Raw genomic sequence first — 20,602 nt, 5'->3', positions numbered from 1 at the left:
GTGCTTCGTCAGGTCCTGGGTCTGTCGTCGGGTGCGTCGACGAAGGTGGCGCCGGTCTCCACCAGGCGCTCGGCCGCGTAGGCCGGGTCGAGCAGGGATTCAGGGGTGTGGATGCCCGGCGGGACGGCTCCGCCACGCAGACCGAGCTGCCGCTCGACACCGAGGGCGATGCCGAGTGCGGTCAGGGGACGCTGTCCTGCCGGGTGGACGAGGTAACGGCTCGTGCTGAGCGGCGCGCCCGTCGGGCCCGCTCCTTCGAGGTCGATCCGGATCTCGCTGGACGCGGGCTCGCCGCGGCGCCGGGCCGCGGATTCGCCGACGGCCATGTCGAAGCGGACGTTCGGTGCGCCGGTCGCGAGGGCGAGGCTCGGCACGTCGAGGGTGGCGATGCTCCGGCCGGGCAGGACGACGCCGTCGGTGCGGGGCACGTCCGCCTGCGCGTCGGGGCCGTCGACCCAGGTGAAGACGCCGTCACGGCGCACCGTGCCCGCCGTGGTGACGGTGGCCCACCGCTCCATGTCCGCTGCCCCCGCGGGCCCGCCGGTGTCCGACTCGTCCAGTACGGCGCCGATCCGGATGGTGTCGACCCGGTGGAACTCCCGGGCCATTCCCAGCGTCGCGAGGACGACGATGCCGGCGCAGAAGTGGCTGGCCACCAGGATCGACGAGGCGCTTGCCCGCTGTGCGCCCGCGACGACTTCCGGTGCGATCTCCACCAGGCCGCTGGAGATGCTGAGGTAGGGCAGCCCGTGGTCCTGCGCGTAGCGCAGCCCGTTCAGGCGGTCGTCCCAGAGGGCGGCGACCACTGCGGAATAGCTGTGCTCGGCCGGGAGGCCCAGATCGCCGCGCCGCAGGTCGACGGTCACGGCTGTCGCGGCGCCGAGTCCGTCGGCCACCCGCTGTGCGCGGCCCATGTCGCGCCCCGCGATCGTCAGTGGCAGTTCCGGGTGCCACTGACGCAGGAGAGCGGCGGTCCCCGACCCCGCCTGCCCCGAACCACCCAAGATCAGTACTGGTTTCGACTGTTCCACCGCGGACCTCACATCCATGAAGCTCCATGAAGCTACATTTTGTAGCCTACGTTTTGTAACATAGCCTGGGGGTACGGCACAACGGAGACTCTGGGGTGCGACACGACGGAGGACCATGGCCACCACCTCGACCCGCCTGTCCAAGCAGGCCAGGCGGGAGCAGCTGCTCGACACCGCCGTGACGATGGTGCGATCCCAGGGCACCGACGGCCTGACCCTGGTCACCCTCGCGGAGGCGGCCGGGGTGAGCAGGCCGATCGCGTACGACCACTTCGGCACTCGCCCCGGCCTGCTGCTCGCGCTCCACCGACGCCTCGACGAACGCCACCGAGCCGCGATCGAACGGGCGTTGCGGGAGGCGGCGCCCACCGCTGACGAGGTCGCCCGCGTCATCAGCACCGCATACTTCGCCTGCGCCACGGACATGCCGGAACTCAGCGCCGTTTCCGCCGCGCTGAAGGGAAATCCGGAGATGGAGGCGGTCCAGCGCGAGCTGCTCGACGGTTACACGGACCTGATGGCCGCCGCGCTGCTGCCACACTCCGGCCTCGCACCCGAAGCCCTCCGGCTGCGGTGCGTCGGAGTGCTGGGCGCGGCCGAGGCGCTCGCCACGGAGCTGAACCAGGGCCGGGCCTCTGCCGACGACACGGTCACCGCACTGACCGACCTGATCACGGGCGGCCTCAACTAGAGGGCGACCCCCGCGCGCAGGCCGTCGAGAGACGACGCGAAGCCGGTCAACGCCTCGCTGACGTGCGGCAGTACCAGCGGCTCCGGGGCGTCGAGGGCCCGCAGGCGTTCCTCGGTCGTCGTACCGAGGAACGGTGACGTGGACAGCCGTACGCGCAGCGCGTCGATGTCGTCGCCGAAGCGGTGGCCGCCCGGCGCGGGCATGCCGAGCCGTTCGCCGAGGAAGTCCTCCAGGTCCTGCGCGTCATCGACGCCCCGCGCGGCGAGGCAGGGCCGCAGGGGGTCCAGATCGGCGTAGAAGTGACGGCCCGCGAGCGGGGGTCTGGCCAGGGCGCCGACGGCGAGCACGGCGCGCTGCGCGGCGGCGGCCACGCGCGCGTGCAGGCGTACGGCGGCGGCGAGGCGCCCGGTGACGTCGTCCGGCTCACCGAGCGCGTAGGTCGCCGCGGCGGCGGCCGGGGCACCGAGGCAGGCACCGAGCGCGGTCAGGACGTCGAGGGCGCGGGCCCGCAGGGCGCCGCCCCCGGCGCCGGCGGGGAAACGGGCGACGGCGGCCGGCAGCGCGGAGGGCAGGAAGGCGCCGGTGAGATCGCTGAGGACGGTCACCCGCTCGTGGTCCATCTCCGCGGGGCTGATGAGGACCGTTTCGCGGGGGCGGTGCAGGGTGTCGCGCCAGGTCTCGTCACTGACGACGTGCAGGCCCTCACCGGCAGCCGCCTCGACGGCCTCGTGCAGCACCTCCGGGGCCGGCACTGTGGCGGTCGGGTCGTCGGCCACGCCGAGCAGCAGCAGCCGGGGGTCACCGCCCTCGGCGCGGACGCGGCGGACGGTCTCCAGGAGGGCGTACGGGTCGGGGACACCGCCGCTCTCGGCGGGTATGGGCACGTGGTAGACGCCGCGGCCGAGCAGCCGGGCCTGCGGCGCCCACCAGGCGGGACAGGGCCGGGGCAGCAGTACGTCACCGCCGACCGCGGCGGTGAGGGCGAGCAGCAGGGCGGGGGCGCTCGGGGCGGCGGTGATCCGGCCCGGCTCGGCAGGCAGGCCGCGGCGGGTCCAGTAGCCGGCGGCGGCGTCCAGGAGGGCGGGGCCGCCGCCGGGGGGTTCGCCGTGGGCGCGGTCGGCGGCCCGGGCCGCGGCGGCGGCCAGCCCGGGCAGGACCGGGAGGCCCGGCTCGGGCGGGGGCGGCCCGTACCGGACGGGGCCCCGGCCCTCGTACTCCGTCCGTCGCATGCGTACCTCCGTGCGCTCACGTCCCAGTGTCCGGCCCCGGCGCAGGGAGCGCTCGGGCAACACTCTCCTGCCCGGCAGCCGGTGAGGTATCCGATATCCGGGCATCTGAGAGGTATCCGGGCCTGTGCGGCCACGCGCCGTCGCGGGCGGTCGCGGGCGGCCACGGGCGGTCGCGGTGGGAGACGGGCCGGCGGATGCCAGGCGTACGGCGGCAGGCGCCGAGGGACGTCCGCGGCGGTCTCAGCGCGCCAGCGACACCAGCTCGCGTTCCAGTCCGCGGCCCTTCGTCTCCACCAGCGCCGCCGCGACGTCCGCCAGTTTCCGGTTCGTCGCCTGCGAGACGCGCCGCAGGACCGCGAACGCGGCGTCCGCCTCGCATCCGAGGACGTGCATGATGATCCCGCACGCCTGGTCCACGGCGGCGCGCGTGCGCAGGGCCGTGCCGAGCTGGTCGAGCTCCGTGAGCGCGGCCCGGTGGTGCCGGTCGCGCACGAGGCTCGCCGTGGCGAGATGGCCGAGCGCCTGGGCGGGGCCGTGCCGGGCGTCGTCGAGCCTGCCGGGGCGGAAGGCGAAGAGCGTCAGGGTGACCGTGAGCCCGGCGCGCCGGAACGGCAGGGTCGCGCTGGAGCGCAGACCGGAGTCGAGGGCGAGCGCCCGGTACTCGGGCCACCGCTCCTCGCGCAGCAGGTCCCCGGACCCGACCGGCGTGCCCCGCTCCTCGGCGGCGGGAATGGGCCCTTCGCCCGAGCGCAGTTGCGCCCCGACGAGTCCCGCGAGGTCGGGGTGGGTGGTGGCGACGGGGTGGTCGTCGCCGCCGTCGGTGACCGTGGTGCTCGCGCCGCAGCAGCCGGGGGTGCAGCGCATGGCCTGCTCGGCGAGTTCGGAGAGCCTGCGTCCGGGCAGGGCCGATTCCGGGCGGAGCAGGTCCGGGTCCGGCAGGGGGGCCATGAGACGTTCCTCCTCTTCCCTCCTCTTCCGGTCGCGTTCCCGCCAGGCCCTCCCGGAAACCGTCGGAGCGGCTAGGTTCGGCACATGTCTCGGGCGGAGGACCTCGGTGCGGAGCTCGCTGATTTCGTGCGCCGCGTCGCCGAGTTGAGGTCGGCCCGTGCCGTTCCCGCGGCGGACCTCGCCACTCTGCTCGACGCGGCGATCTTCGAACTCGGCCATGTGGCGGACCGGTTGTGGCCCGCGTACGAGAACCTGGTCGACGGCGGCCGGCCGAGCGGCCCCTCGGCCGACCGGGAGGAGCAGCGGCTGCTGCGGGCCATCTTCCAGCGGCTGCCGCTGCCGGTGGCCCTGGTGGACCGGGACACCGCGGTGCGGCGGATGAACTTCGCGGCGACGAGCCTGACGGGGATCCGCGCCGGCTTCGCCGCGGGCCGGCCGCTGACCGGGTTCCTGCTCCACGCCGACCGGGTGGCCTTCCGCTCGCAGACCGCCGCGGTCGCCCGCGGCGACGGTGACCGCAGCGTCGTCGTCCACCTCCAGCGGAACCCCGAACTGCCGGTGCGCGCGACGCTCGCGGCCCTGCGCCCCGGCGCCGAGCCCCGCACGGCGGTCCTCGTCGTGCTCCAGCCCTCGGTGACCAGCGCGCAGCGGCCGGTGCCCGCGCCGGACCTCGGCGAGGCGACGCGGCACGCGGCCGAACTCGACCTGGCGGACGCCATGACGACGGCGCTGCTCACGGCGCCCGCCGGGGACCGCGGGGCCGTCATGGAACGGGCCGCCGCGGTGCTGCACGGGCGGTTCGCCGACTGGGTGGTCGTCGACGACGGGGCGGCGCGCCCACGCCGTACGCGGGTGCTCGGACCGCCCGGCGCGCCGGTCGCGGAGGTGGCCGCGCAGGACCCCGCCGTGTGCCCCCTCGTCGTCGAGGCGGCACACGGCGGGGTGTCGGCGCTACAGGTCCGCCCGGAGGATCCGGACGCCTTCGGCCGCGACACGACCGGAGCGCCCGTCCTGGTCCGCGCCGAGGTCACGTCCCTGCTGTGCGTACCGCTGGCCGTCGGCGCGGAGGGCCCCGTGGAGGGCGTCCTCACGCTGTTCCGCTGCGGCGCCCGGCTCGCCTTCTCGCTGGCCGAGGCGCGGGCGGTCGACGTCCTCTCGCGCCATCTGGCGCTCGCCCTGCGACGCGGGACCGACGCCCGCTGAGGGTGTGTCAGGCCGCGTCACGCATGACCTGGTCGCGCAGCCGGTCACAGCAGCGGCTGATGAGCCGGGAGACGTGCATCTGCGAGATGCCCATCTCGTCGGCGATGCTGCTCTGCGTCATGTCGCCGAAGAACCGCATGTACAGGATGGTCCGCTCCCGTTCGGGCAGCGCCTCGATGCGCGGCCGTACGGCCTCGCGGTCGACGACGACGTCCAGCGCGGGGTCGGGGCCGCCCAGCGCGTCGCTGAGCGAGTAACCGTCGCCGCCGCCGGGGAGTTCGGCGTCGAGGGAGAGCGCGGTGAAGCTTTCGAGCGCCTCCAGGCCGGTCTTCGCGTCCTCCTCACTCATGTGTGCGTGGTCGGCGATCTCGGCGACGGTGGGGGCGCGCCCGCCGACCGTCTGGGACAGGTCCTGGCGGGCCGCCCGTACGCGGTTGCGCAGGTCCTGGACGCGGCGCGGCACGTGCAGCGTCCACATGTGGTCGCGGAAGTGCCGCTTGATCTCGCCGGTGACGGTCGGCACCGCGTAGCTCTCGAAGGCGGTGCCGCGTCGGGGGTCGTAGCGGTCGACGGCCTTGACCAGGCCGAGGGCCGCCACTTGGCGCAGGTCGTCGAGGGACTCGCCGCGGTTGCGGAACCGGCCGGCGAGACGCTCGGCCATGGGCAGCCACGCCTGCACGATCTCCTCGCGCAGGACGTCCCTCTCGTGTCCCTCGTCCAGCTCGACGAGCCGTGCGAAGGCTTCGGTGGTGTCCGGTGCGTCGTCGTGCGGATGGCGTCGGCTCCTGGCCGGCAGCGCGGTGTTCGCGTGGGATCGCATGGTGCGCAACTCCCTGAAGAATGGGTGCCTCTACTGGAACGGTCACCGTGGGAGCGCGTACGCGTCGGTCCATGACGGGAACACACCCGGGGGGCGAAGCGGCCGCTCCCACGGACGTGCCTCCGGTCCGAAGCACTTCCCTCCGCCTGCCCCGGACCTGGAGGAACAAACACCGCGGACCTTGTCGAGGGTTTCCTCCGGGCTCCGCAGGACACCCGGACGTGACCGTCGTTCCTCGACCCCGCGGAGGGTTCCGCCATGAGCGCCAACGTCGCCGACCATCTTCTGGAGAGGCTGCGCGCCTGGGGCGTGGAACAGGTCTTCGGCTGCCCCGGTGACGGCGACGAGGGGCTGCTCGCCGCCCGGGACGGGGCCGCGGACCGGCCGCGGTTCGTGCGGGCGCGGCACGAGGAGGCGGCGGCGTTCGAGGCCGTGGGGTACGCGAAGTCCGGGCGGCGCCTCGGTGTCTGCGTGGCGATGTCGGGCCCCGGGGCCGTCCACCTCCTCGACGGCCTGTACGCCGCCGAGGCCGACCGTGTGCCCGTGCTCGCCGTCGTCGGACGGACGGACCGCGCGTCCGGCTTCGCGGCGCCCGACGTCGTGGCGACCGGCTGCCTGGCGCCCGGCTGCGTGGAGACCGTGACGGCGCCCGAGCGGCTCGCGGACGTCGTCGACCGGGCGATCCGCACCGCGTACGCGCGCCGCTGCCCGGCCGCCGTGGTCGTCCCCGGCGATGTACTGGAACTCGACCGCTCCCCGCACGCGTTCGCCCCGGTCCCCGCAGGACCGGAGCGCGGCGGCTCGGCGGCGGTGCCGTCGCCCGCCGCCCTGCGAGGCGCCGCCGAGGTCCTGAACGCCGGTGACAAGGCCGCGATCCTGATCGGCCGGGGCGCGGCGGGCGCGCGCGCCGAGGTCGAGGAGATCGCGGAGCTGCTCGGTGCCGGGGTCGCGAAGACGCCGCTCGGCAAGGACGCGCTGAGCGACGAACTCGCGTACGTGACCGGCACGGTCGGCCCGCTCGGCACCCGGCCCTCGTACGAGCTGATGCGCGACTGCGACACCCTCCTGACCATCGGCGCGAGCTTCTCCGACCCGCGGTTCCTGCCGGAGCCCGGCTCGGCGCGGGCCGTGCGGATCGACGTCGATCCGCAGGTGACCGGCGTGCGTCGTCCCTACGAGGTCGGCCTCGCCGGCGACGCGCGGGCGACGCTGCGCGAGCTGATCCCGCTGGTCGACAAGGACCGCAGGGACGTCTGCCGCGAGTGGCGGGACGAGATCCTGGCGGGCGTCACGCGGTGGAAGGCCGTGCTGGCCCGCAGGGCCGGGCTGTCCGCCGACCCGATCCACCCGGAGTACGTGGCGCACGTCCTCGATGGGCTGCTCCCCGACAACGCCGTCATCACCTGCGACTCGGGCCCGGTCGCCCACTGGTACGCGCACCATCTGACCGTGCGCGGTGACATGCGCGCCTCGCTCTCGGGGACGCTCGCGACGACGGGGCACGGGGTGCCGTACGCGGTCGGTGCGAAGTTCGCGCATCCCGACCGGCCCGTGATCGCCCTGGTGGGCGAGGGTGCGATGCGGAGGAACGGGATGGCGGAGCTGATCACCGCGGCGCGGTACCGCCACCGCTGGGACGACCCCCGGCTGATCGTCGCGGTGTGGAACGACCGGCCCCCGCAGGACCGTCCGGACGTGCCCCACGCGGAGTTCGCCCGCTCCCTGGGCCTCACCGGCATCCGCGTGGAGCGCCCCGAGGACGTCGAGGACGCCTGGCGCACGGCACTCGCCGCGGAGGGCCCGGCGCTCCTGGACTTCCGCACCGACCCGGCGGTACCACCGGTGCCGCCGCACGTCACATGGGAGCGGGTGGAGGAGACGGCCGCGTCGGTCCTCAGGGGCGACGCGGACCAGGTGTCGATGGTCAAGCAGGGCTTGAAGGCGAAGATGCAGGAGTTCCTGCCGGATACGCGGCCGCGCGGCGAACGGTCCGGCCCCGGTACCTCATGAAGCACCTCATCAACCCGACCGAGGAAGGCTCAGCCATGACTGACTACGTACGGGACGTGATGACACCGGGTGTCGTGGCCGTGCGGCCCGATGCCTCGCTCGTCGAGGCGGCGCAGCTCATGCGTGCCCAGGACATCGGCGACGTACTGGTGGCCGTGGACGGCCAGGTCGTCGGGGTGCTCACCGACCGGGACATCACGCTGCGCGCGGTGGCCGACGGCGCCGATCCGCTGACGGTCAGCGCCCAGGCCGTCTGCACGCCGAGCCCGGTCGTGGTCGCGCCCGACGACGCGGTGGAGTACGCGGTCGACCTGATGCGCGACCACGCGATCCGCAGGCTGCCGGTCGTCGAGGACGGCGACCCGGTGGGGATGGTGAGCCTCGGCGACCTGGCGCTCGCCAGGGACCCGTCGTCCGCGCTGGCCGACATCAGCCGCGCGGAACCCGACGGGTGGCCGGGAATCGCCCGGCCCTGAGGGTGCTGTGCATGTGCATGTGTCTGGGGCGGCTCACGCTTCGTGCCGTATGCCTCAGGTCGACGTGGCCAGGCGCAGCGGCGTCGTGTCGCCCTGGGGCGCGTGGCGGCTGCCCACGTGTTCCTTCCGCTCCCACCAGGCCGCGTCGCCGTCCTCGATGTACCGCAGGAGGATGCCTTCGCGCAGCGCCCAGGGGCAGACCGTCAGGACCTCCAGGCCGGTCAGCTTCATGGCCGTGTGGGCCACCACCGCACCGGCCAGGCACTGATCGGCCCGCGCCGCCGAGATTCCGGGCAGTTGCGCCCGCTCGTCCGCCGGGAGCCGCGCCAGGTCCTTGAGCGCGGCCCGCAGCTGCGGGCGCGCCAACTCCCGTTGCACGAACGGTCCGTAGCGGCCGGGCGCGGCACCGCACAACCGGGCGAGCTGCTGGAAGGTGCGCGAGGTGGCGACCGCCGCGTGCGGCATCTCCCACCGGATGCGGGCGGCCACGTCCCGCAGTTGGTGGCGCACCTGGCGCCGTACCGCCCTGATGTCCCGTTCGCGCGGCGGGTCCTGGCCGTCGAGGAACTGCCGGGTCAGCCGCCGCGCGCCCAGCGGGAGCGAGACCGCGTAGTCCGGCAGGCGACTGCGCCCGAAGGCCACTTCCAGGGAGCCGCCGCCGATGTCGAACAGCACCAGCGGGCCCGCGCTCCAGCCCATCCACCGCCGGGCCGCGAGGAAGGTCAGCTCCGCCTCGGCCTCACCGGAGAGGGTGCGCAGCCGCAGCCCCGTCCCCTCCTCAACGGCGTCGAGCACCTCGGCCCGGTTGGGCGCGTCCCGCACGATTGAGGTGGCGAAGGCGAACAGCGGCTGCGCCACGCCCCACCTGTGCGCCTCTTCCTGTACGTCACGCACCGCGTCGACGAGCTGCCTGACCGGTTCCTCGACGAGCCGCCCCTCCGCGTCCAGGTGCTGGGCGAGCCGCAGCCTGCGCTTGACCGTGTGCACGGGCAGCGGCACCTGACCGTCGGCGTCCGCGACGACCAGCCGTACGGTGTTCGACCCCACATCCACCACGCCAACTCTCATGGCAGTGCGGTTACCCCACTCCGGTGGAGAAGATTCGGCTGTGGCTCACACATCGTGGCTCACACATCGCGGCCGAGGAGGTTGAGCAGCCTGGTCTGCTCGTCCGCGCCGGGCGGTGACTTCACGGCACGGTCGAAGAGCCCGGTCTTCGACAGATCGGCCGCGTACGGCTTGACTTCACGGCGCGAGAAGTCCACCAGGTCCGGGGGGAGCTTCTCGTCCGCGCCGATCGCACGCGAGAGGTCCCAGGCGTGCACGACCAGGTCCATGGTCATCTGTCCGCAGTAGTGGACCGCCGAGGACTCCCCCGACGACAGGTGGACGGTGCGTTCCAGGGCGCCCGGTTCGCCGAAGGCCTCGCGGGCCGCGGCGGACGCGGTGTCCCAGGAGGCGACCGGGTCGGGGCCGAGCATGTCGCCCTCGAACGAGTCGCCGACGCCCTCGACGGTGGCGCCGTCGCGGACCAGCGAGGGCACCCAGAGCTGTTCGGTGGTGAGGTGGTTCACCAGGTCGCGCACCGTCCAGTCGGTGCACGGCGTGGGCGCGTCCCACTGGTCGGGGCGGATGGCGTGCACCCGGTCGGCGAAGAGGTCGAGCGCCTCCGCGTGCCGGTCGAGCAGGGACTCGCCCGCGGCTTCCGTGTCCGTCACGATTCGGCTCCTCCTCGCTCACGCGCACCCTCACGGGTCCGTCCGGGCGCGACCGACCTGCGCGGATGGCGCCGGAGGTACTCGCCCTCCAGCTCCGCCATGCGTTCGTTGTGGGCCCGCAGGGCGTCGTCCGAGCCGTGCAGGAGAGTGGTGTGGCGGGTCCGGTGGATCGCCTCCAGCTCCCTTATGAGCCCCTGGTCGTCCAGCTGATCCGGTTCGACTCCGGTCATGGGTCGCTCCTCGTCGCGTCGTTCCGTGCCCACCGTGTACCCACTCGGCACGGCCTACTCAGGATGCAACGCACCCGGCCCCCGCGCTCCTCACGGGGGCCGGACGGGCGGGTTCCGGGGGAGGGACGGGTTCCGGGGGGGGAGGGACGGGCGCGGGCTACCGCGCGCGCTCCACCCTGCGCTCGTCCCAGACCGGCTCAGAGGTCTCGCGGACCCGGCCGTCGCTGCCGAAGACCAGGTAGCGGTCGAAGGAGCGGGCGAACCAGCGGTCGTGGGTGACGGCGAGGACCGTGCCCTGGAAGGCTTCGAGGCCCTCTTGCAGGGCCTCGGCCGACTCCAGGTCGAGGTTGTCGGTGGGCTCGTCGAGGAGCAGGGCCGTGCAGCCCTGGAGTTCGAGGAGCAGGATCTGGAAGCGGGCCTGCTGGCCCCCGGAGAGGCGGTCGAAGTTCTGCTCGGCCTGGCCCGTCAGTTCGTAGCGCCGCAGCCGGGACATCGCGGCGCCCCGGTCCTGCGCGTGCTCGCGCCAGAGGATGTCGAGGAGCGGGCGGCCCATCAGCTCAGGGTGGGAGTGGGTCTGCGCGAAGTGTCCCGGCACGACGCGCGCGCCGAGCTTCCAGGCACCGGTGTGCGATACGTCGTCGCCCGCGAGCAGCCGCAGGAAGTGCGACTTGCCCGAGCCGTTGGAGCCGAGGACGGCGACCCGTTCGCCGTAGAAGACCTCCAGGTCGAAGGGTTGCATCAGCCCGGTGAGTTCGAGGTTCTCGCAGGTCACAGCCCGTACGCCGGTGCGTCCGCCGTGCAGGCGCATGGTGATGTCCTGCTCGCGCGGCGGCTCGGGCGGCGGTCCCGCCTCCTCGAACTTGCGGAGCCTGGTCTGCGCCGCGTGGTAGCGCGAGGCCATCTCGTGGCTGACGTCGGCGGCCTGGCGCAGGGTGCGCACCAACTTCTTGAGCTGCTCGTGCTTCTCGTCCCAGCGGCGGCGCAGCTCCTCGAAGCGCGCGAAGCGCTCCTTGCGGGCCTCGTGGAACGTCTCGAAACCGCCGCCGTGCACCCAGGCGTCGGCGCCCCCAGGGCTCTGCTCGACGCTGACGATCTTCTCGGCGGCGCGGGCGAGCAGCTCCCGGTCGTGGGAGACGAAGAGGACGGTCTTACGGGTCTCCGCGAGCTGCCGCTCCAGCCAGCGCTTGCCGGGGACGTCGAGGTAGTTGTCCGGCTCGTCGAGGAGCAGCACCTCGTCGGTGCCGCGCAGCAGGGCCTCCAGGACGAGGCGCTTCTGCTCGCCGCCGGAGAGCGTGCGGACCTCGCGGAACTGGGCCTTGTCGTACGGGACGCCGAGCGCGGCCGTGGTGCAGATGTCCCAGAGCGTCTCCGCCTCGTACCCCTGCACCTCGGCCCAGTCGGAGAGCGCCTGCGCGTAGCTCATCTGGGCGGCCTCGTCGTCGACCGTCATGATCGCGTGCTCGGCGGCGTCCACGGCCTTCGCGGCCTCGCGGATCCTGGGCTGCGCCACGGAGACCAGCAGGTCACGCACGGTGGTCTCGTCCCGCACGGAGCCGACGAACTGGGGCATCACGCCGAGCCCGCCGCTGACGTTGACGCCGCCGCCGTGCGGCTGGAGCTCGCCGGAGATCAGCCGGAGCAGCGTGGTCTTGCCCGCGCCGTTCGCCCCGACCAGGGCGACGACGGAGCCCTCGCCGACCCGGAAGGAGACGTCGCCGAGCAGCGCCCGCCCGTCCGGCAAGTAGTACTCCAGGTGCGCTGCTTCCAGATGTCCCATGGGCCGGATTCTCCGTGTCCGGCGGCCGCCGCCGCAAACCGGTTTCCGCTGCTGTAGTGCGGGTCACGGCACCGGGTACCCGAAGCCCATGAGCACAGACGCCCCCCTCACGCACATTCCCGCGCACATCCCCATGCACGCCCCCACGCACATCCCTCCGCACAAGGGCACGCTGCGGGCCCGTCTCCTGGCCCTCGACTCCCGGGCCTTCGAGGCGGTCGCCGTACGGCACTGGCCGGGCGGCGACCGCGTCCTGCCCCGGCTGAGCCGGAGCGCCAACCACGGGCTGCTCTGGTTCGGCACGGCCGCGGTGATGGCGGCGACCGGGGGCCCGCGGGCCCGCCGCGCCGCCGCGCACGGTGTCGCCTCGCTCGCGCTGGCCTCCGCCGTCATCAACACGCTCGGCAAACGCTCGGTGCGCCGGCCAAGGCCGCTCCTGGACGCCGTACCGCTCATGCGGCGGCTCAAGCGGCAGCCCATCACCACGTCGTTCCCCTCGGGCCACTCCGCGTCCGCCGCGGCCTTCGCCACCGGCGTGGCGCTGGAGTCCGGCCTCCGGGGCGCGGCCGTCGCGCCCGTGGCGGGCGCGGTGGCACTGTCCCGCGTCTACACGGGCGTCCACTTCCCCGGCGATGTCCTCGTGGGCGCCGCCCTCGGGGTGGGCGCCGCCTTCGCGGTGCGCGGCCTCGTCTCCTCGCGCGGGCCGCGTACACCGGGCAGGGCGCGGGCCCTCGGGGTGCGCGACGACGACGCGGCGGTGAACACCGCCGCGTGACCACATAATGATACGCGGGTCTCATTATTCGGCATGGCGGCGTACGGTTCCCGGTACCGCAGCCAGGTCCGGCGAACCGCGAAGGAGCACCGCCATGCCGAGAGAGACCGCCGTCTACACGCACGGGCACCACGAGTCCGTGCTGCGTTCGCACACCTGGCGCACCGCCGCCAACTCCGCGGCCTATCTCGTAGGCTCACTGAAGCCGCACATGAAGGTGCTGGACATCGGCTGCGGGCCCGGCACCATCACCGCCGACCTGGCGAAGCTCGTGCCGGACGGCCATGTCACGGCCGTGGACCACGCGCCGGACATCCTCGACAGGGCGCGCGCGACAGCCGCGGACCGAGGCGTGACGAACATCGATTTCGCCGTCGCCGACGTGCACGACCTCGACTACCCCGACGACTCCTTCTGCGTCGTCCACGCCCACCAGGTGCTCCAGCACGTCGGTGACCCGGTGCGCGCCCTGAGCGAGATGCGGCGGGTGTGCAGGCCGGGCGGCATCGTCGCGGTCCGCGACGCGGACTACTCGGCGATGACCTGGTACCCCGACGTGCCCGCCATGGACGACTGGCTGGACCTCTACCTGCGCGTGGCCCGCGCCAACGGCGGCGAGCCCGACGCGGGCCGCCGCCTCAGGGCCTGGGCGCTGCGGGCCGGCTTCACGGACATCACCGCGACCGCGGCCACCTGGTGCTACGCCTCCGAGGACGAGCGGGCCTGGTGGAGCGGGCTCTGGGCGGACCGCACGGTCGCCTCCTCCTACGCCGAACGCGCGGTGACCGGCGGACACGCGGACGCCGCGAGCCTGGAGACCATCGCGGCGGCGTGGCGCACGTGGGGCGCCGAGACGGAGGGGTGGTTCGCGGTCCTGCACGGAGAGGTCCTCTGCCGGAAGTGACGGAGGCGACGGGGGTTACGGGGGTACGGGGGTTACGGGGGTTACGAGCGCCCTGCTACTCCCTGGGGAGCAGCGGACCCAGCGGCCCGAGGTCGAGGTTCAGGTCCTCGGGCTTCAGCCCGTACCGGTCGCGCAGCTCGGCCATCCGGTCCTCCAGGAGCATCAGCGTCAGCCCGATCCGCTCTTCCTGGTCCTCGGTGAGGTCACCGGTGTCGAAGCGGCGCACGGCCTGGCGCTCCATGAGCTGCCGCAGGAGCTCGACGATGGTGAGGACCAGCTTCACCAGGTCCCGCTCGACGGTGTCGGGGTCGAGGTCCATGCGCTTACGGGCGCCGCGCTCCTTGTCGGGATCCATCGTCACTCCAGTCCTCGCCACTCCGGCCCTCGTCACTCCGGCCCTCGTCACTCCGGCCCTCGTCACTCCGGTCCTCCGGCCCTCATGACGGCATCGGCCCGCTGTCCGGCCACGGCGAGGGCACCTGCTCGTTCACCGAGCTGATCAGGGCGTTCAGGTCGATGCGTACGAGGTCCACGTCCGCGATCCGCAGGGTGACGTCGCCCGTGATGACGACCCCGCCCGCGAGGAGGCGGTCCAACAGGTCGACCAGGGCGATTTCCCTGCGCTCCACCACAGTCATCGCGACCGCCCCGTCCCCTCGCCGCTCTCCGCGTCGTCCCCGGTGAAGGAGTAAGCGGCCCACGGTCCCGTCAGTTCCACCGTCAGCCCCGCCGCGTCCTCCTCCTTCGTGCGGTCCACGAGCTCGACGAACTCCTCGGAGTGCGCGCGGGGCACCAGATACGCGGCGTTCAGGATGTTGCGGCCGGGGGTGTCGGAGAGTGACGGGTTCTGCGGGGCGTGCAGCCGGGAGTCGTCGGCGTGCCGCGCCAGTTCCTCGTGCAACCGCTGGGCGAAGGCCTCGGCCCGCTTCCAGCCCTCGTCCTGCGCATCGCGCTGCTGGCGCCGGCGACGCAGGTAGTCACGGCCCGAGAGCGGCTTCTCCGGGCCTGTCGCAGCGGATGTCTGCTTGTCTGAGGACCGGTTGTCTGAGGACTGGTCGTCCGACGTCCGCTTGTCCGACGGGTCCGCGCTCTCCATGTGGACCTTTACGCCCCACTCCACGCATCCGTCGATCCGTTCGAGGATGCGCCAGAACCGGTCGGCTCCGTCCTGGAGCATCGCGCGGACCCCGCTGTCGTCCCGGAAGACAGTGCCGAGGCGCAGCGGCAGCGGACAGGTGACCGAGGTGAGGGCGCCGATCACGCGCTGGTGGGCGCGGGCGGTCTCGGAGAGCCACTCCAGGTCCTCCAGGTGCGCGCGCAAGGCCTCCTCGGCGAAGTCCTGCTCCGGCACGGGGCCCACGAGGGCGACCAGGCCCTCGTGGGCGAGCTGCCGGGGCGGGGCGCCGCCGACCCCGGTCAGGTCGGCGGCGAGAGGTGCGTTCAGAGGGCGGCACACCGCGTACACGTACCGCAGATCATCCCTTGTGACGCTCACGTGACTCCTTCTCGGCGGGCTCCAGGGCTTCGCGCCCCTCAAGCTCCTCGATGCGCCGTCTCAGATCGGCGTTCTCCTGGGCGAGCTCACCCCGGTGCGCTCCTGAGGAGAGCGCCGGGTCGTTCTCCCACCAGTCGATACCCATTTCCCTGGCCTTGTCGACCGAGGCGACGATGAGGCGGAGCTTAATGGTGAGCAGTTCGATGTCGAGCAGGTTGATCTTGATGTCACCCGCGATGACGATGCCCTTGTCCAGCACGCGTTCGAGGATGTCGGCGAGGTTGGCTCCTCCGCCGCTTCCGTAGGGGTCAGGCAGCCGGCCCGGGGTGGCCGTCATCGGCGGCTCCGTCCGCCACCGGACGACTCGGCGTACTCGCGCCGCTTGTCATCCTCGGCGTCGGCTTCCTCGTCGTCCTCGGCCTCGTCGTACTCGGCCTCCGGCTCGTCCGACCGCTCGTCCTCGTCCTCGGCCTCGTCGTCTTCCTCTTCCGCGTACTCGGCCTCCGGCTCGTCGTCCTCCGGCTCGTCCTCGTACTCGGCGTCGGGGTCGTCCGGGCGCTCGTCCTGCTCCTCGGGCTCGTCCTCGTACTCCGCCTCGGGGTCGTCCTCGTACTCGGCTTCCCCTTCCGTTTCCGGGTCCTCGTCAGCGCGTCCCCGGTTCTCGTTCTCGTTCTCGTTCTCTTCGCGCTCGCGCTCTTCCTCCGCCAGGGCGTCCTCGTGGCTGCGGACGACCTCGCCGTCGCGGATCTCGCCGCGCCAGCCGTCGCTCGCCTCGCCGCGGATCGAGATGTGCCGGGCGAAGTTCTTGAGGTCAAGGCGTGCCCTGCGGCCCTGGGCGCGCCAGATGTTGCCGGTCTTCTCGAAGAGGCCCTTCGGGTAGTACTCGATGACGAGCAGCACCCGGGTGAGGTTCTCCGCGAGCGGGTGGAAGGTGACGACGCCCTTCGTCGCCCCCTTGGCGCCCTCCGAGGTCCACGTGATCCGCTGGTCCGGAACCTGCTCGGTGGTGTGCGCCTTCCAGCTACGGCTCGACCAGAAGACCTTGAGCTTCCAGTCGGTGTCCGTGTCGCTCGCCACGGTGGCGCCCTTGACGCCCTTGGCGAAGGTGGAGAACTCCTGGTACTGGGTCCACTGGTCGTAGGCCTCGCGGATCGGCACGCCGACGTCGACGTACTCCAGGATCACCGTGGGCTTCTGGCCCGCGCCGCCCTTCTTCCGCTTGCCGCCGCCGATGCCCTTGACGGCGTCGGTCACCTTGTCCTTCAGATGACCGCCGCCGATCTCCAGGGCGCTGCGTACGGGCCCCTTGCCCTCGGAGACCTTCCTGCCCGCCTGGAGCGCGAGCTTCCCGAAGCCGGGGCTGTTGCCGTCGGCGATGTCGTTCAGCTTGCCGGTGGCGTCGCCGAGCTTGTGGCCCACGCCGATGAGCATGCGTTCCGCCTGCGCCATGAGGTAGGCCTGTGCCTCCTCCTTCAGGCGTTCGACGGCGGGGCCGCGCGCGATGTTGCCAAGGGGAGAGTCAGCCATGGTCACGGCCTCCCTTCGACGTGCCGCCCGAGCGGGCCGAGGTCGCCCTACGGGCGGTGTCACGGGCCGCGGTGGACTTCTTCTGCGTGGTCTTGCGCGCCGTCGTCTTCTGGGCGGTCTTCTTCGCCGGAGCCTTCTTCGCCGGAGCCTTCTTCGTCGCCGCCCTGGGAGCGGACTTCTGCTTCCGGTCTTGCTTCCGGTCCTGTTCCCGGTCCCGGTCCTGGCCCTCGCCGTGCTCCTCGCCCTCGTCGTCCTCGTCGTCCTCGTGCTCGTACCGTCCCACGACCTTGCCCTTGAGGTTCTTGGTGTCCTCGGGCACGACGCCCGCGATGCGGTCCTGGACGTCCAGGGTGCGGTCGTGCAGACGGTCGGCGAGGCCTTCGATCTGCCGGTTGAGGAGGGAACCCGTGGCAGCCTTGCCCACACCCCGCAGATCCTGGCGCAGCTGGTCGCCCATCTCCTTGAACTGCGGGTTGTTCTCAAGCTGCTGGGTCACCAGTGAACCCAGCGCCCGGGGGCTCAGGTTCAGCCGCTTGCCGGCCACCATCGTCCCCACGGCGAACGCGAACTTCGCCTTCTTCGTGCGGCCGAGGACGTATCCCGCGCCCACGGCCAGGCCCACTGCCAGTCGATTCATCAGAAGTCCTGTCCTGTGCTGTGTTGCAGCCTGTCGAGGAGCTCGTCCTCACACCTCTCGAACTCGTCCTCGTCGATCTCGCCCGCCTCCAGGCGCTCTTCGAGCCGGGAGAGTTCACGGCGGATGGCCGAAGGGTCGTAGTACTGCCGCTCCGCCTCGTCGACCACCTGCCGCAGTACCCACAGGGAGCCGCGGGCCGGGGCCAGAGGCAGCATGAGCAGTTCACCGATGAGTCCCATGGCGTCGGCCCGCTACTCCGCGGGCTGTGCGGGCCCCGGGTCGACGAAGCTGTACGGGGGCAGCGGTCCGTGCACCCGCAGCTCCAGCTGAGGCTGGTTGGCCTTGAGCTCCTCGACCGCGGCGAGGAGGCCCTCGGCCGACTCGCGGCGCACCAGGAACGAGATGTTCGCCAGCCAGCCGGTGCCCTCGGGCCCCGGCTCGATCGCGTCGGCGGTCGGTTCGAGGGCGCGTCGCACCTCGACGGCGTCGCTCTGCTCACGGGCGCGCACGGTGTTGGACACGGCCTCGCCGAGCTTCAGCTTCTGCTCCTGGGAGCCGCCGCCCTCGCGCTGGTTGGCCTCGACCATGGCGCGCAGCTCCGGGTTCTCGGCGAGGACCTGGTGCAGCACGGCCTGTTCGTTGTGGGAGGCCTTGACGTTGTACTCGACCTTGCCTTCGAGGGCGCGCAGCCGCTCGCCGTAGTGATCGGCCCGCTGTCCGAGGACGTCGACGACCGTCTCGTCGTCCGGCGCGAGGCTGCCAAAGCGCATCGGAAGCACGGAGCCCGCGGCGCCCGCCTCCGAGAGGACGTTCTGGTGGGCGAGCAGGTCGCGCCGCTTGGGCTTGAGGTCCTCGGGCGCGTCGCTGACGATCGCCGCGAGGTCGCCGTGCTTGAGGATGCGCACGGTGCACGCCGGCTTGCCGATGCCCTCCATGCCTTCGGGGAGTCCCGGGTGGGTGCTGCTCGCGATGCCGTATACGTAGGTGGTCACTCCTGCTCCTCCTTACGGCGGGACGAGGTGGAACGCCGGGCGCGGGGACGCTCCTCGCGCTGGCCCTCCTCACGGGACTGCTTGAAGGCGTCCGATATCGTCTCGGCCGCTCCGGAGAGCGCGCCCTTGGACTTGCCCTTGGCGCCGGACTCCGTGATCTCACCCACGAGGTCGGGCAGGCCCGGGTCCTTCTTCGGGCCGGATTCCAGGTCGAGGCGGTTGCACGCCTCGGCGAAACGCAGGTAGGTGTCGACACTCGCGACGACCACACGGACATCGATCTTCAGGATCTCGATGCCGACCAGTGAGACGCGAACGAAGGCATCAATGACGAGTCCTCGGTCGAGAATGAGTTCCACGACGTCGTACAGGCCGCTGGAGCCGCCTCCGCCGCCGGACTGTTGTGCCGGAACCACGGTCATACCGTTGAGCCTCCTTGGGTCTTTTCTGTCTCTTCTCTGCCATGCCCTGCCATGCCATGCCCGGGCATGGGCGGCTTGCCGGCATGAGCGGCATGCCGCTGCCTGGCGCGTTGGAGCTAGCGGCCGGCGCCGCGCGGTTCGGAACGTCCGCGCTCGTAGCGGCGCAGCCGCCGGTAACCGGTGAGCTCCCCCTGCGGGTCGAGCTGCACCTCGTAGCTGGCGAGCAGGCTCATCGTGTCGGGGACACGGGCCAGTTCGAGGACCTCTACCTCCAACAGCCAGCCGTTGTCGGTGCGTTCGAAGGACGACACCGACTCCGGTGTCATGCCGGTCAGCTCGGCGAGCTGCTCGCGAGCTCCACGGAGTACCACCATGGGGCCCGGCAGCGCGTCGTCCTTGCTCTGCGCCGTGTCTTTCCGCTTCGGCTCTGGCTCCTCCCTGGTCTGCGGCTTGTTCGCCGTTTCGTCTGGTGTATTGCTGTCTGTTGTCTTACGCGTCGTATTGGCCATGTCCACCTCCCCCTCCGGATTTCCCGCAAAGCCTTGGCCAAACGTGATCCGTAGACCTTCGGAACCGGGTTCCGCAGCCCTCAGCCGCTCACGGCGTTCAGCTTTCTGCGGGCCGGGCCGAGGGCCCGGCCGGTGCGCGGGGTCTCGGCCCACGGGTCGCTTCGGGCCTGCTCCAACGCGTTGTCGATGGTCCAGTGGCGGGCGTCCACGGCTGGGTCGTCGAGTTGTTCCCAGGCGATGGGCATGGCCACCGGGGCGCCCGGAGCGGCGCGTACGGAGAAGGGCGCGACGGCGGTCTGCGCGTACCCGTTGCGCTGTACGTCCAGATAGAGCCGGTCGCCCCGCGCCTCCTTGCGGGCGGCCGTCGTGAGCCGGTCGGGATGGGCGGCGGCGAGCACGTCCGCGACATCCTTGGCGAAGCCGCGGACGTCGTCGAAGTCGTGCCGGCCGTTCAACGGCACGACGACGTGCAGCCCGCGCGAGCCCGTGGTCATCAGGGCGGACGGCAGGCCGATGTCGTCGAGGAGCCCCCCGAGCAGCCGAGCCGCGTCCCGTACGGCCGCGAAGTCGTCCTTCGCGGGGTCCAGGTCGAAGACCAGCCGGTCGGGATGGTCGACCTTGCCCGTACGGGAGAGCCAGCGGTGCAGCGTCACGCAGGCCTGGTCGGCGAGGAAGAGCAGCGTCGCCGTGTCGTCGCAGACGGTGTGCGTGACGGTGCCGCCCTGCTTCGCCACCTCGGCGCGCGTGATCCACTCCGGGTAGTGGTCCGGAGTGTCCTTCTGCATGAAGCGCGGCCCTTCGACGCCGTCCGGGTGACGCTCCAGCATCAGGGGGCGTCCGCGCAGGTGGGGCAGCATGAAGGGGGCGATGGACCGGTAGTGGTCGAAGAGGTCCGCCTTGGTGAGTCCCTGGCCCGCGGTGCCCTTGGGCGCCGGGAACAGGATCTTCTCCGGGCGGTGCAGTGTGACGGTGTGGCGGCCGGCTCGCACCGTCCGTGCGTCGTTCATGACGTTCCCTTCGGCTCGGTCCGCCGGCTCGGGCGCGGACTCCGGCGGGTACCCGGACGCGGTCCCGGTAGTCGCCTCAGGTCGACCGTCCGGGTGGTGGCAGCCCCGGCCCCACGGGGTGGCCCGCCCCACCCGGACCCGGGGGAAAGCGGGCGTGACCTGGGGCTTCCATGGCGGAAGGATCGAAGGCGAACCCTTTGG

24 protein-coding genes and 1 pseudogene are annotated in these 20,602 nt (G+C 72.4%); 6 read left to right on the top strand and 19 right to left on the bottom strand.

The window, feature by feature from the left end:
- Positions 1–8: 8 nt before the first annotated feature.
- Complete coding sequence (locus ACRAKF_RS32355) at positions 9–1,049, bottom strand: saccharopine dehydrogenase (protein WP_447041346.1); 1,041 nt, start codon at positions 1,047–1,049, stop codon at positions 9–11.
- Between the two features lie 97 nt (positions 1,050–1,146).
- Between ACRAKF_RS32355 and ACRAKF_RS32350 the strand changes: the two genes are divergently transcribed.
- Positions 1,147–1,722 carry a TetR/AcrR family transcriptional regulator gene (locus ACRAKF_RS32350; RefSeq protein WP_447041344.1) on the top strand — a complete coding sequence of 192 codons (576 nt, stop codon included), beginning with the start codon at positions 1,147–1,149 and terminating at the stop codon, positions 1,720–1,722.
- On the opposite strand, the gene ACRAKF_RS32345 is transcribed toward ACRAKF_RS32350, so the two are convergent.
- Together ACRAKF_RS32345 and ACRAKF_RS32340 are read right to left on the bottom strand one after the other, a co-directional pair.
- Positions 1,719–2,951: an aminotransferase class I/II-fold pyridoxal phosphate-dependent enzyme gene (locus tag ACRAKF_RS32345; RefSeq protein WP_447041343.1), complete on the bottom strand. Its 1,233-nt coding sequence runs from the start codon at positions 2,949–2,951 to the stop codon at positions 1,719–1,721. The genes ACRAKF_RS32350 and ACRAKF_RS32345 overlap by 4 nt on opposite strands.
- 240 nt (positions 2,952–3,191) lie before the next feature.
- The gene (locus tag ACRAKF_RS32340; RefSeq protein WP_447041342.1) at positions 3,192–3,899 is read right to left on the bottom strand and encodes an ANTAR domain-containing response regulator; all 708 of its coding nucleotides are present in this window, start codon (positions 3,897–3,899) and stop codon (positions 3,192–3,194) included.
- 84 nt (positions 3,900–3,983) lie between these two features.
- On the opposite strand from ACRAKF_RS32340, the gene ACRAKF_RS32335 reads away from it, so the two are divergent.
- The gene (locus tag ACRAKF_RS32335; protein ID WP_447041340.1) at positions 3,984–5,102 is read left to right on the top strand and encodes a PAS domain-containing protein; all 1,119 of its coding nucleotides are present in this window, start codon (positions 3,984–3,986) and stop codon (positions 5,100–5,102) included.
- A 7-nt stretch (positions 5,103–5,109) separates the two neighbouring features.
- Here ACRAKF_RS32335 and ACRAKF_RS32330 read toward each other — a convergent pair whose 3' ends face one another.
- On the bottom strand, positions 5,110–5,922 hold the full coding sequence (locus ACRAKF_RS32330) for an RNA polymerase sigma factor SigF (RefSeq protein ID WP_447041339.1): 813 nt from the start codon (positions 5,920–5,922) through the stop codon (positions 5,110–5,112).
- 258 nt (positions 5,923–6,180) lie between these two features.
- Here ACRAKF_RS32330 and ACRAKF_RS32325 point away from each other — a divergent pair, with 258 nt between their 5' ends.
- Positions 6,181–7,932 carry a thiamine pyrophosphate-binding protein gene (locus ACRAKF_RS32325; protein WP_447041338.1) on the top strand — a complete coding sequence of 584 codons (1,752 nt, stop codon included), beginning with the start codon at positions 6,181–6,183 and terminating at the stop codon, positions 7,930–7,932.
- Between the two features lie 35 nt (positions 7,933–7,967).
- Positions 7,968–8,408, top strand: a complete 441-nt coding sequence (locus ACRAKF_RS32320) for a CBS domain-containing protein (RefSeq protein WP_447041336.1) — start codon at positions 7,968–7,970, stop codon at positions 8,406–8,408.
- A gap of 54 nt (positions 8,409–8,462) precedes the next feature.
- On the opposite strand, the gene ACRAKF_RS32315 is transcribed toward ACRAKF_RS32320, so the two are convergent.
- The 4 genes from ACRAKF_RS32315 to ACRAKF_RS32300 form a co-directional block, all read right to left on the bottom strand.
- Positions 8,463–9,476, bottom strand: a complete 1,014-nt coding sequence (locus ACRAKF_RS32315) for a Ppx/GppA phosphatase family protein (RefSeq protein ID WP_447041334.1) — start codon at positions 9,474–9,476, stop codon at positions 8,463–8,465.
- 59 nt (positions 9,477–9,535) lie between these two features.
- Positions 9,536–10,126 carry a TIGR03086 family metal-binding protein gene (locus ACRAKF_RS32310; protein ID WP_447041333.1) on the bottom strand — a complete coding sequence of 197 codons (591 nt, stop codon included), beginning with the start codon at positions 10,124–10,126 and terminating at the stop codon, positions 9,536–9,538.
- Positions 10,123–10,356, bottom strand: coding sequence for a DUF6158 family protein (locus ACRAKF_RS32305; protein WP_447041331.1), 234 nt, complete (start codon positions 10,354–10,356; stop codon positions 10,123–10,125). Before ACRAKF_RS32305 ends, ACRAKF_RS32310 begins: the two co-directional genes overlap by 4 nt.
- Before the next feature lie 157 nt (positions 10,357–10,513).
- Positions 10,514–12,133, bottom strand: coding sequence for an ABC-F family ATP-binding cassette domain-containing protein (locus tag ACRAKF_RS32300; RefSeq protein ID WP_447041330.1), 1,620 nt, complete (start codon positions 12,131–12,133; stop codon positions 10,514–10,516).
- A 133-nt stretch (positions 12,134–12,266) separates the two neighbouring features.
- On the opposite strand from ACRAKF_RS32300, the pseudogene ACRAKF_RS32295 reads away from it, so the two are divergent.
- A pseudogene (locus ACRAKF_RS32295) lies at positions 12,267–12,863 on the top strand (phosphatase PAP2 family protein); the annotation flags it as partial.
- A 139-nt stretch (positions 12,864–13,002) separates the two neighbouring features.
- Positions 13,003–13,812 (top strand): class I SAM-dependent methyltransferase, encoded by an 810-nt coding sequence (locus ACRAKF_RS32290; protein WP_447041328.1) that lies wholly within the window; start codon positions 13,003–13,005, stop codon positions 13,810–13,812.
- Between the two features lie 55 nt (positions 13,813–13,867).
- On the opposite strand, the gene ACRAKF_RS32285 is transcribed toward ACRAKF_RS32290, so the two are convergent.
- The 11 genes from ACRAKF_RS32285 to ligD form a co-directional block, all read right to left on the bottom strand.
- A complete protein-coding gene (locus ACRAKF_RS32285; protein ID WP_447041326.1) occupies positions 13,868–14,167 on the bottom strand; it encodes a gas vesicle protein K in 300 nt (99 codons plus the stop codon).
- Positions 14,168–14,249: 82 nt separating this feature from the next.
- Positions 14,250–14,450, bottom strand: coding sequence for a gas vesicle protein (locus ACRAKF_RS32280; protein ID WP_447041324.1), 201 nt, complete (start codon positions 14,448–14,450; stop codon positions 14,250–14,252).
- The gene (locus ACRAKF_RS32275; protein ID WP_447041323.1) at positions 14,447–15,307 is read right to left on the bottom strand and encodes a GvpL/GvpF family gas vesicle protein; all 861 of its coding nucleotides are present in this window, start codon (positions 15,305–15,307) and stop codon (positions 14,447–14,449) included. The genes ACRAKF_RS32280 and ACRAKF_RS32275 overlap by 4 nt, the downstream gene beginning before the upstream one ends.
- Positions 15,288–15,644 (bottom strand): gas vesicle protein, encoded by a 357-nt coding sequence (locus tag ACRAKF_RS32270; protein WP_447041321.1) that lies wholly within the window; start codon positions 15,642–15,644, stop codon positions 15,288–15,290. The genes ACRAKF_RS32275 and ACRAKF_RS32270 overlap by 20 nt, the downstream gene beginning before the upstream one ends.
- Positions 15,641–16,834, bottom strand: coding sequence for an SRPBCC family protein (locus ACRAKF_RS32265; RefSeq protein ID WP_447041320.1), 1,194 nt, complete (start codon positions 16,832–16,834; stop codon positions 15,641–15,643). Before ACRAKF_RS32265 ends, ACRAKF_RS32270 begins: the two co-directional genes overlap by 4 nt.
- Positions 16,827–17,471, bottom strand: a complete 645-nt coding sequence (locus ACRAKF_RS32260; RefSeq protein ID WP_447041319.1) for a DNA primase — start codon at positions 17,469–17,471, stop codon at positions 16,827–16,829. Before ACRAKF_RS32260 ends, ACRAKF_RS32265 begins: the two co-directional genes overlap by 8 nt.
- Positions 17,471–17,710 carry a gas vesicle protein GvpG gene (locus tag ACRAKF_RS32255; protein ID WP_447041318.1) on the bottom strand — a complete coding sequence of 80 codons (240 nt, stop codon included), beginning with the start codon at positions 17,708–17,710 and terminating at the stop codon, positions 17,471–17,473. Before ACRAKF_RS32255 ends, ACRAKF_RS32260 begins: the two co-directional genes overlap by 1 nt.
- Positions 17,711–17,722: 12 nt before the next feature.
- Positions 17,723–18,463, bottom strand: coding sequence for a GvpL/GvpF family gas vesicle protein (locus ACRAKF_RS32250; protein ID WP_447041317.1), 741 nt, complete (start codon positions 18,461–18,463; stop codon positions 17,723–17,725).
- Entirely contained in the window at positions 18,460–18,885 is a 426-nt protein-coding gene (locus tag ACRAKF_RS32245) for a gas vesicle structural protein GvpA (protein ID WP_062777645.1), read from the bottom strand. Before ACRAKF_RS32245 ends, ACRAKF_RS32250 begins: the two co-directional genes overlap by 4 nt.
- Before the next feature lie 116 nt (positions 18,886–19,001).
- The gene (locus ACRAKF_RS32240; RefSeq protein WP_447041315.1) at positions 19,002–19,394 is read right to left on the bottom strand and encodes a gas vesicle protein GvpO; all 393 of its coding nucleotides are present in this window, start codon (positions 19,392–19,394) and stop codon (positions 19,002–19,004) included.
- 80 nt (positions 19,395–19,474) lie between these two features.
- Positions 19,475–20,401 (bottom strand): non-homologous end-joining DNA ligase, encoded by a 927-nt coding sequence (ligD, locus tag ACRAKF_RS32235; protein ID WP_447041314.1) that lies wholly within the window; start codon positions 20,399–20,401, stop codon positions 19,475–19,477.
- Between the last annotated feature and the right edge of the window lie 201 nt (positions 20,402–20,602).

This window comes from Streptomyces sp. DSM 118878 (assembly GCF_052936595.1).
Note: the sequence above shows the minus strand (reverse complement) of the source record. Positions and strands in the feature narration are given on the sequence as shown.

What these genes read in the sequence shown, in the direction of transcription:
- ACRAKF_RS32345 (WP_447041343.1), bottom strand. Translation starts at nt 2,951, where the DNA reads ATGCGACGGACGGAGTACGAGGGCCGGGGCCCCGTCCGGTACGGGCCG.
- ACRAKF_RS32255 (WP_447041318.1), bottom strand. Translation starts at nt 17,710, where the DNA reads ATGGGACTCATCGGTGAACTGCTCATGCTGCCTCTGGCCCCGGCCCGC.
- ACRAKF_RS32320 (WP_447041336.1), top strand. Translation starts at nt 7,968, where the DNA reads ATGACTGACTACGTACGGGACGTGATGACACCGGGTGTCGTGGCCGTG.
- ACRAKF_RS32315 (WP_447041334.1), bottom strand. Translation starts at nt 9,476, where the DNA reads ATGAGAGTTGGCGTGGTGGATGTGGGGTCGAACACCGTACGGCTGGTC.
- ACRAKF_RS32300 (WP_447041330.1), bottom strand. Translation starts at nt 12,133, where the DNA reads ATGGGACATCTGGAAGCAGCGCACCTGGAGTACTACTTGCCGGACGGG.
- ACRAKF_RS32285 (WP_447041326.1), bottom strand. Translation starts at nt 14,167, where the DNA reads ATGGATCCCGACAAGGAGCGCGGCGCCCGTAAGCGCATGGACCTCGAC.
- ACRAKF_RS32305 (WP_447041331.1), bottom strand. Translation starts at nt 10,356, where the DNA reads ATGACCGGAGTCGAACCGGATCAGCTGGACGACCAGGGGCTCATAAGG.
- ACRAKF_RS32245 (WP_062777645.1), bottom strand. Translation starts at nt 18,885, where the DNA reads ATGACCGTGGTTCCGGCACAACAGTCCGGCGGCGGAGGCGGCTCCAGC.
- ACRAKF_RS32350 (WP_447041344.1), top strand. Translation starts at nt 1,147, where the DNA reads ATGGCCACCACCTCGACCCGCCTGTCCAAGCAGGCCAGGCGGGAGCAG.
- ACRAKF_RS32240 (WP_447041315.1), bottom strand. Translation starts at nt 19,394, where the DNA reads ATGGCCAATACGACGCGTAAGACAACAGACAGCAATACACCAGACGAA.
- ACRAKF_RS32260 (WP_447041319.1), bottom strand. Translation starts at nt 17,471, where the DNA reads ATGAATCGACTGGCAGTGGGCCTGGCCGTGGGCGCGGGATACGTCCTC.
- ACRAKF_RS32290 (WP_447041328.1), top strand. Translation starts at nt 13,003, where the DNA reads ATGCCGAGAGAGACCGCCGTCTACACGCACGGGCACCACGAGTCCGTG.
- ACRAKF_RS32325 (WP_447041338.1), top strand. Translation starts at nt 6,181, where the DNA reads ATGAGCGCCAACGTCGCCGACCATCTTCTGGAGAGGCTGCGCGCCTGG.
- ligD (WP_447041314.1), bottom strand. Translation starts at nt 20,401, where the DNA reads ATGAACGACGCACGGACGGTGCGAGCCGGCCGCCACACCGTCACACTG.
- ACRAKF_RS32330 (WP_447041339.1), bottom strand. Translation starts at nt 5,922, where the DNA reads ATGCGATCCCACGCGAACACCGCGCTGCCGGCCAGGAGCCGACGCCAT.
- ACRAKF_RS32280 (WP_447041324.1), bottom strand. Translation starts at nt 14,450, where the DNA reads ATGACTGTGGTGGAGCGCAGGGAAATCGCCCTGGTCGACCTGTTGGAC.
- ACRAKF_RS32335 (WP_447041340.1), top strand. Translation starts at nt 3,984, where the DNA reads ATGTCTCGGGCGGAGGACCTCGGTGCGGAGCTCGCTGATTTCGTGCGC.
- ACRAKF_RS32355 (WP_447041346.1), bottom strand. Translation starts at nt 1,049, where the DNA reads ATGGATGTGAGGTCCGCGGTGGAACAGTCGAAACCAGTACTGATCTTG.
- ACRAKF_RS32340 (WP_447041342.1), bottom strand. Translation starts at nt 3,899, where the DNA reads ATGGCCCCCCTGCCGGACCCGGACCTGCTCCGCCCGGAATCGGCCCTG.
- ACRAKF_RS32265 (WP_447041320.1), bottom strand. Translation starts at nt 16,834, where the DNA reads ATGGCTGACTCTCCCCTTGGCAACATCGCGCGCGGCCCCGCCGTCGAA.
- ACRAKF_RS32270 (WP_447041321.1), bottom strand. Translation starts at nt 15,644, where the DNA reads ATGACGGCCACCCCGGGCCGGCTGCCTGACCCCTACGGAAGCGGCGGA.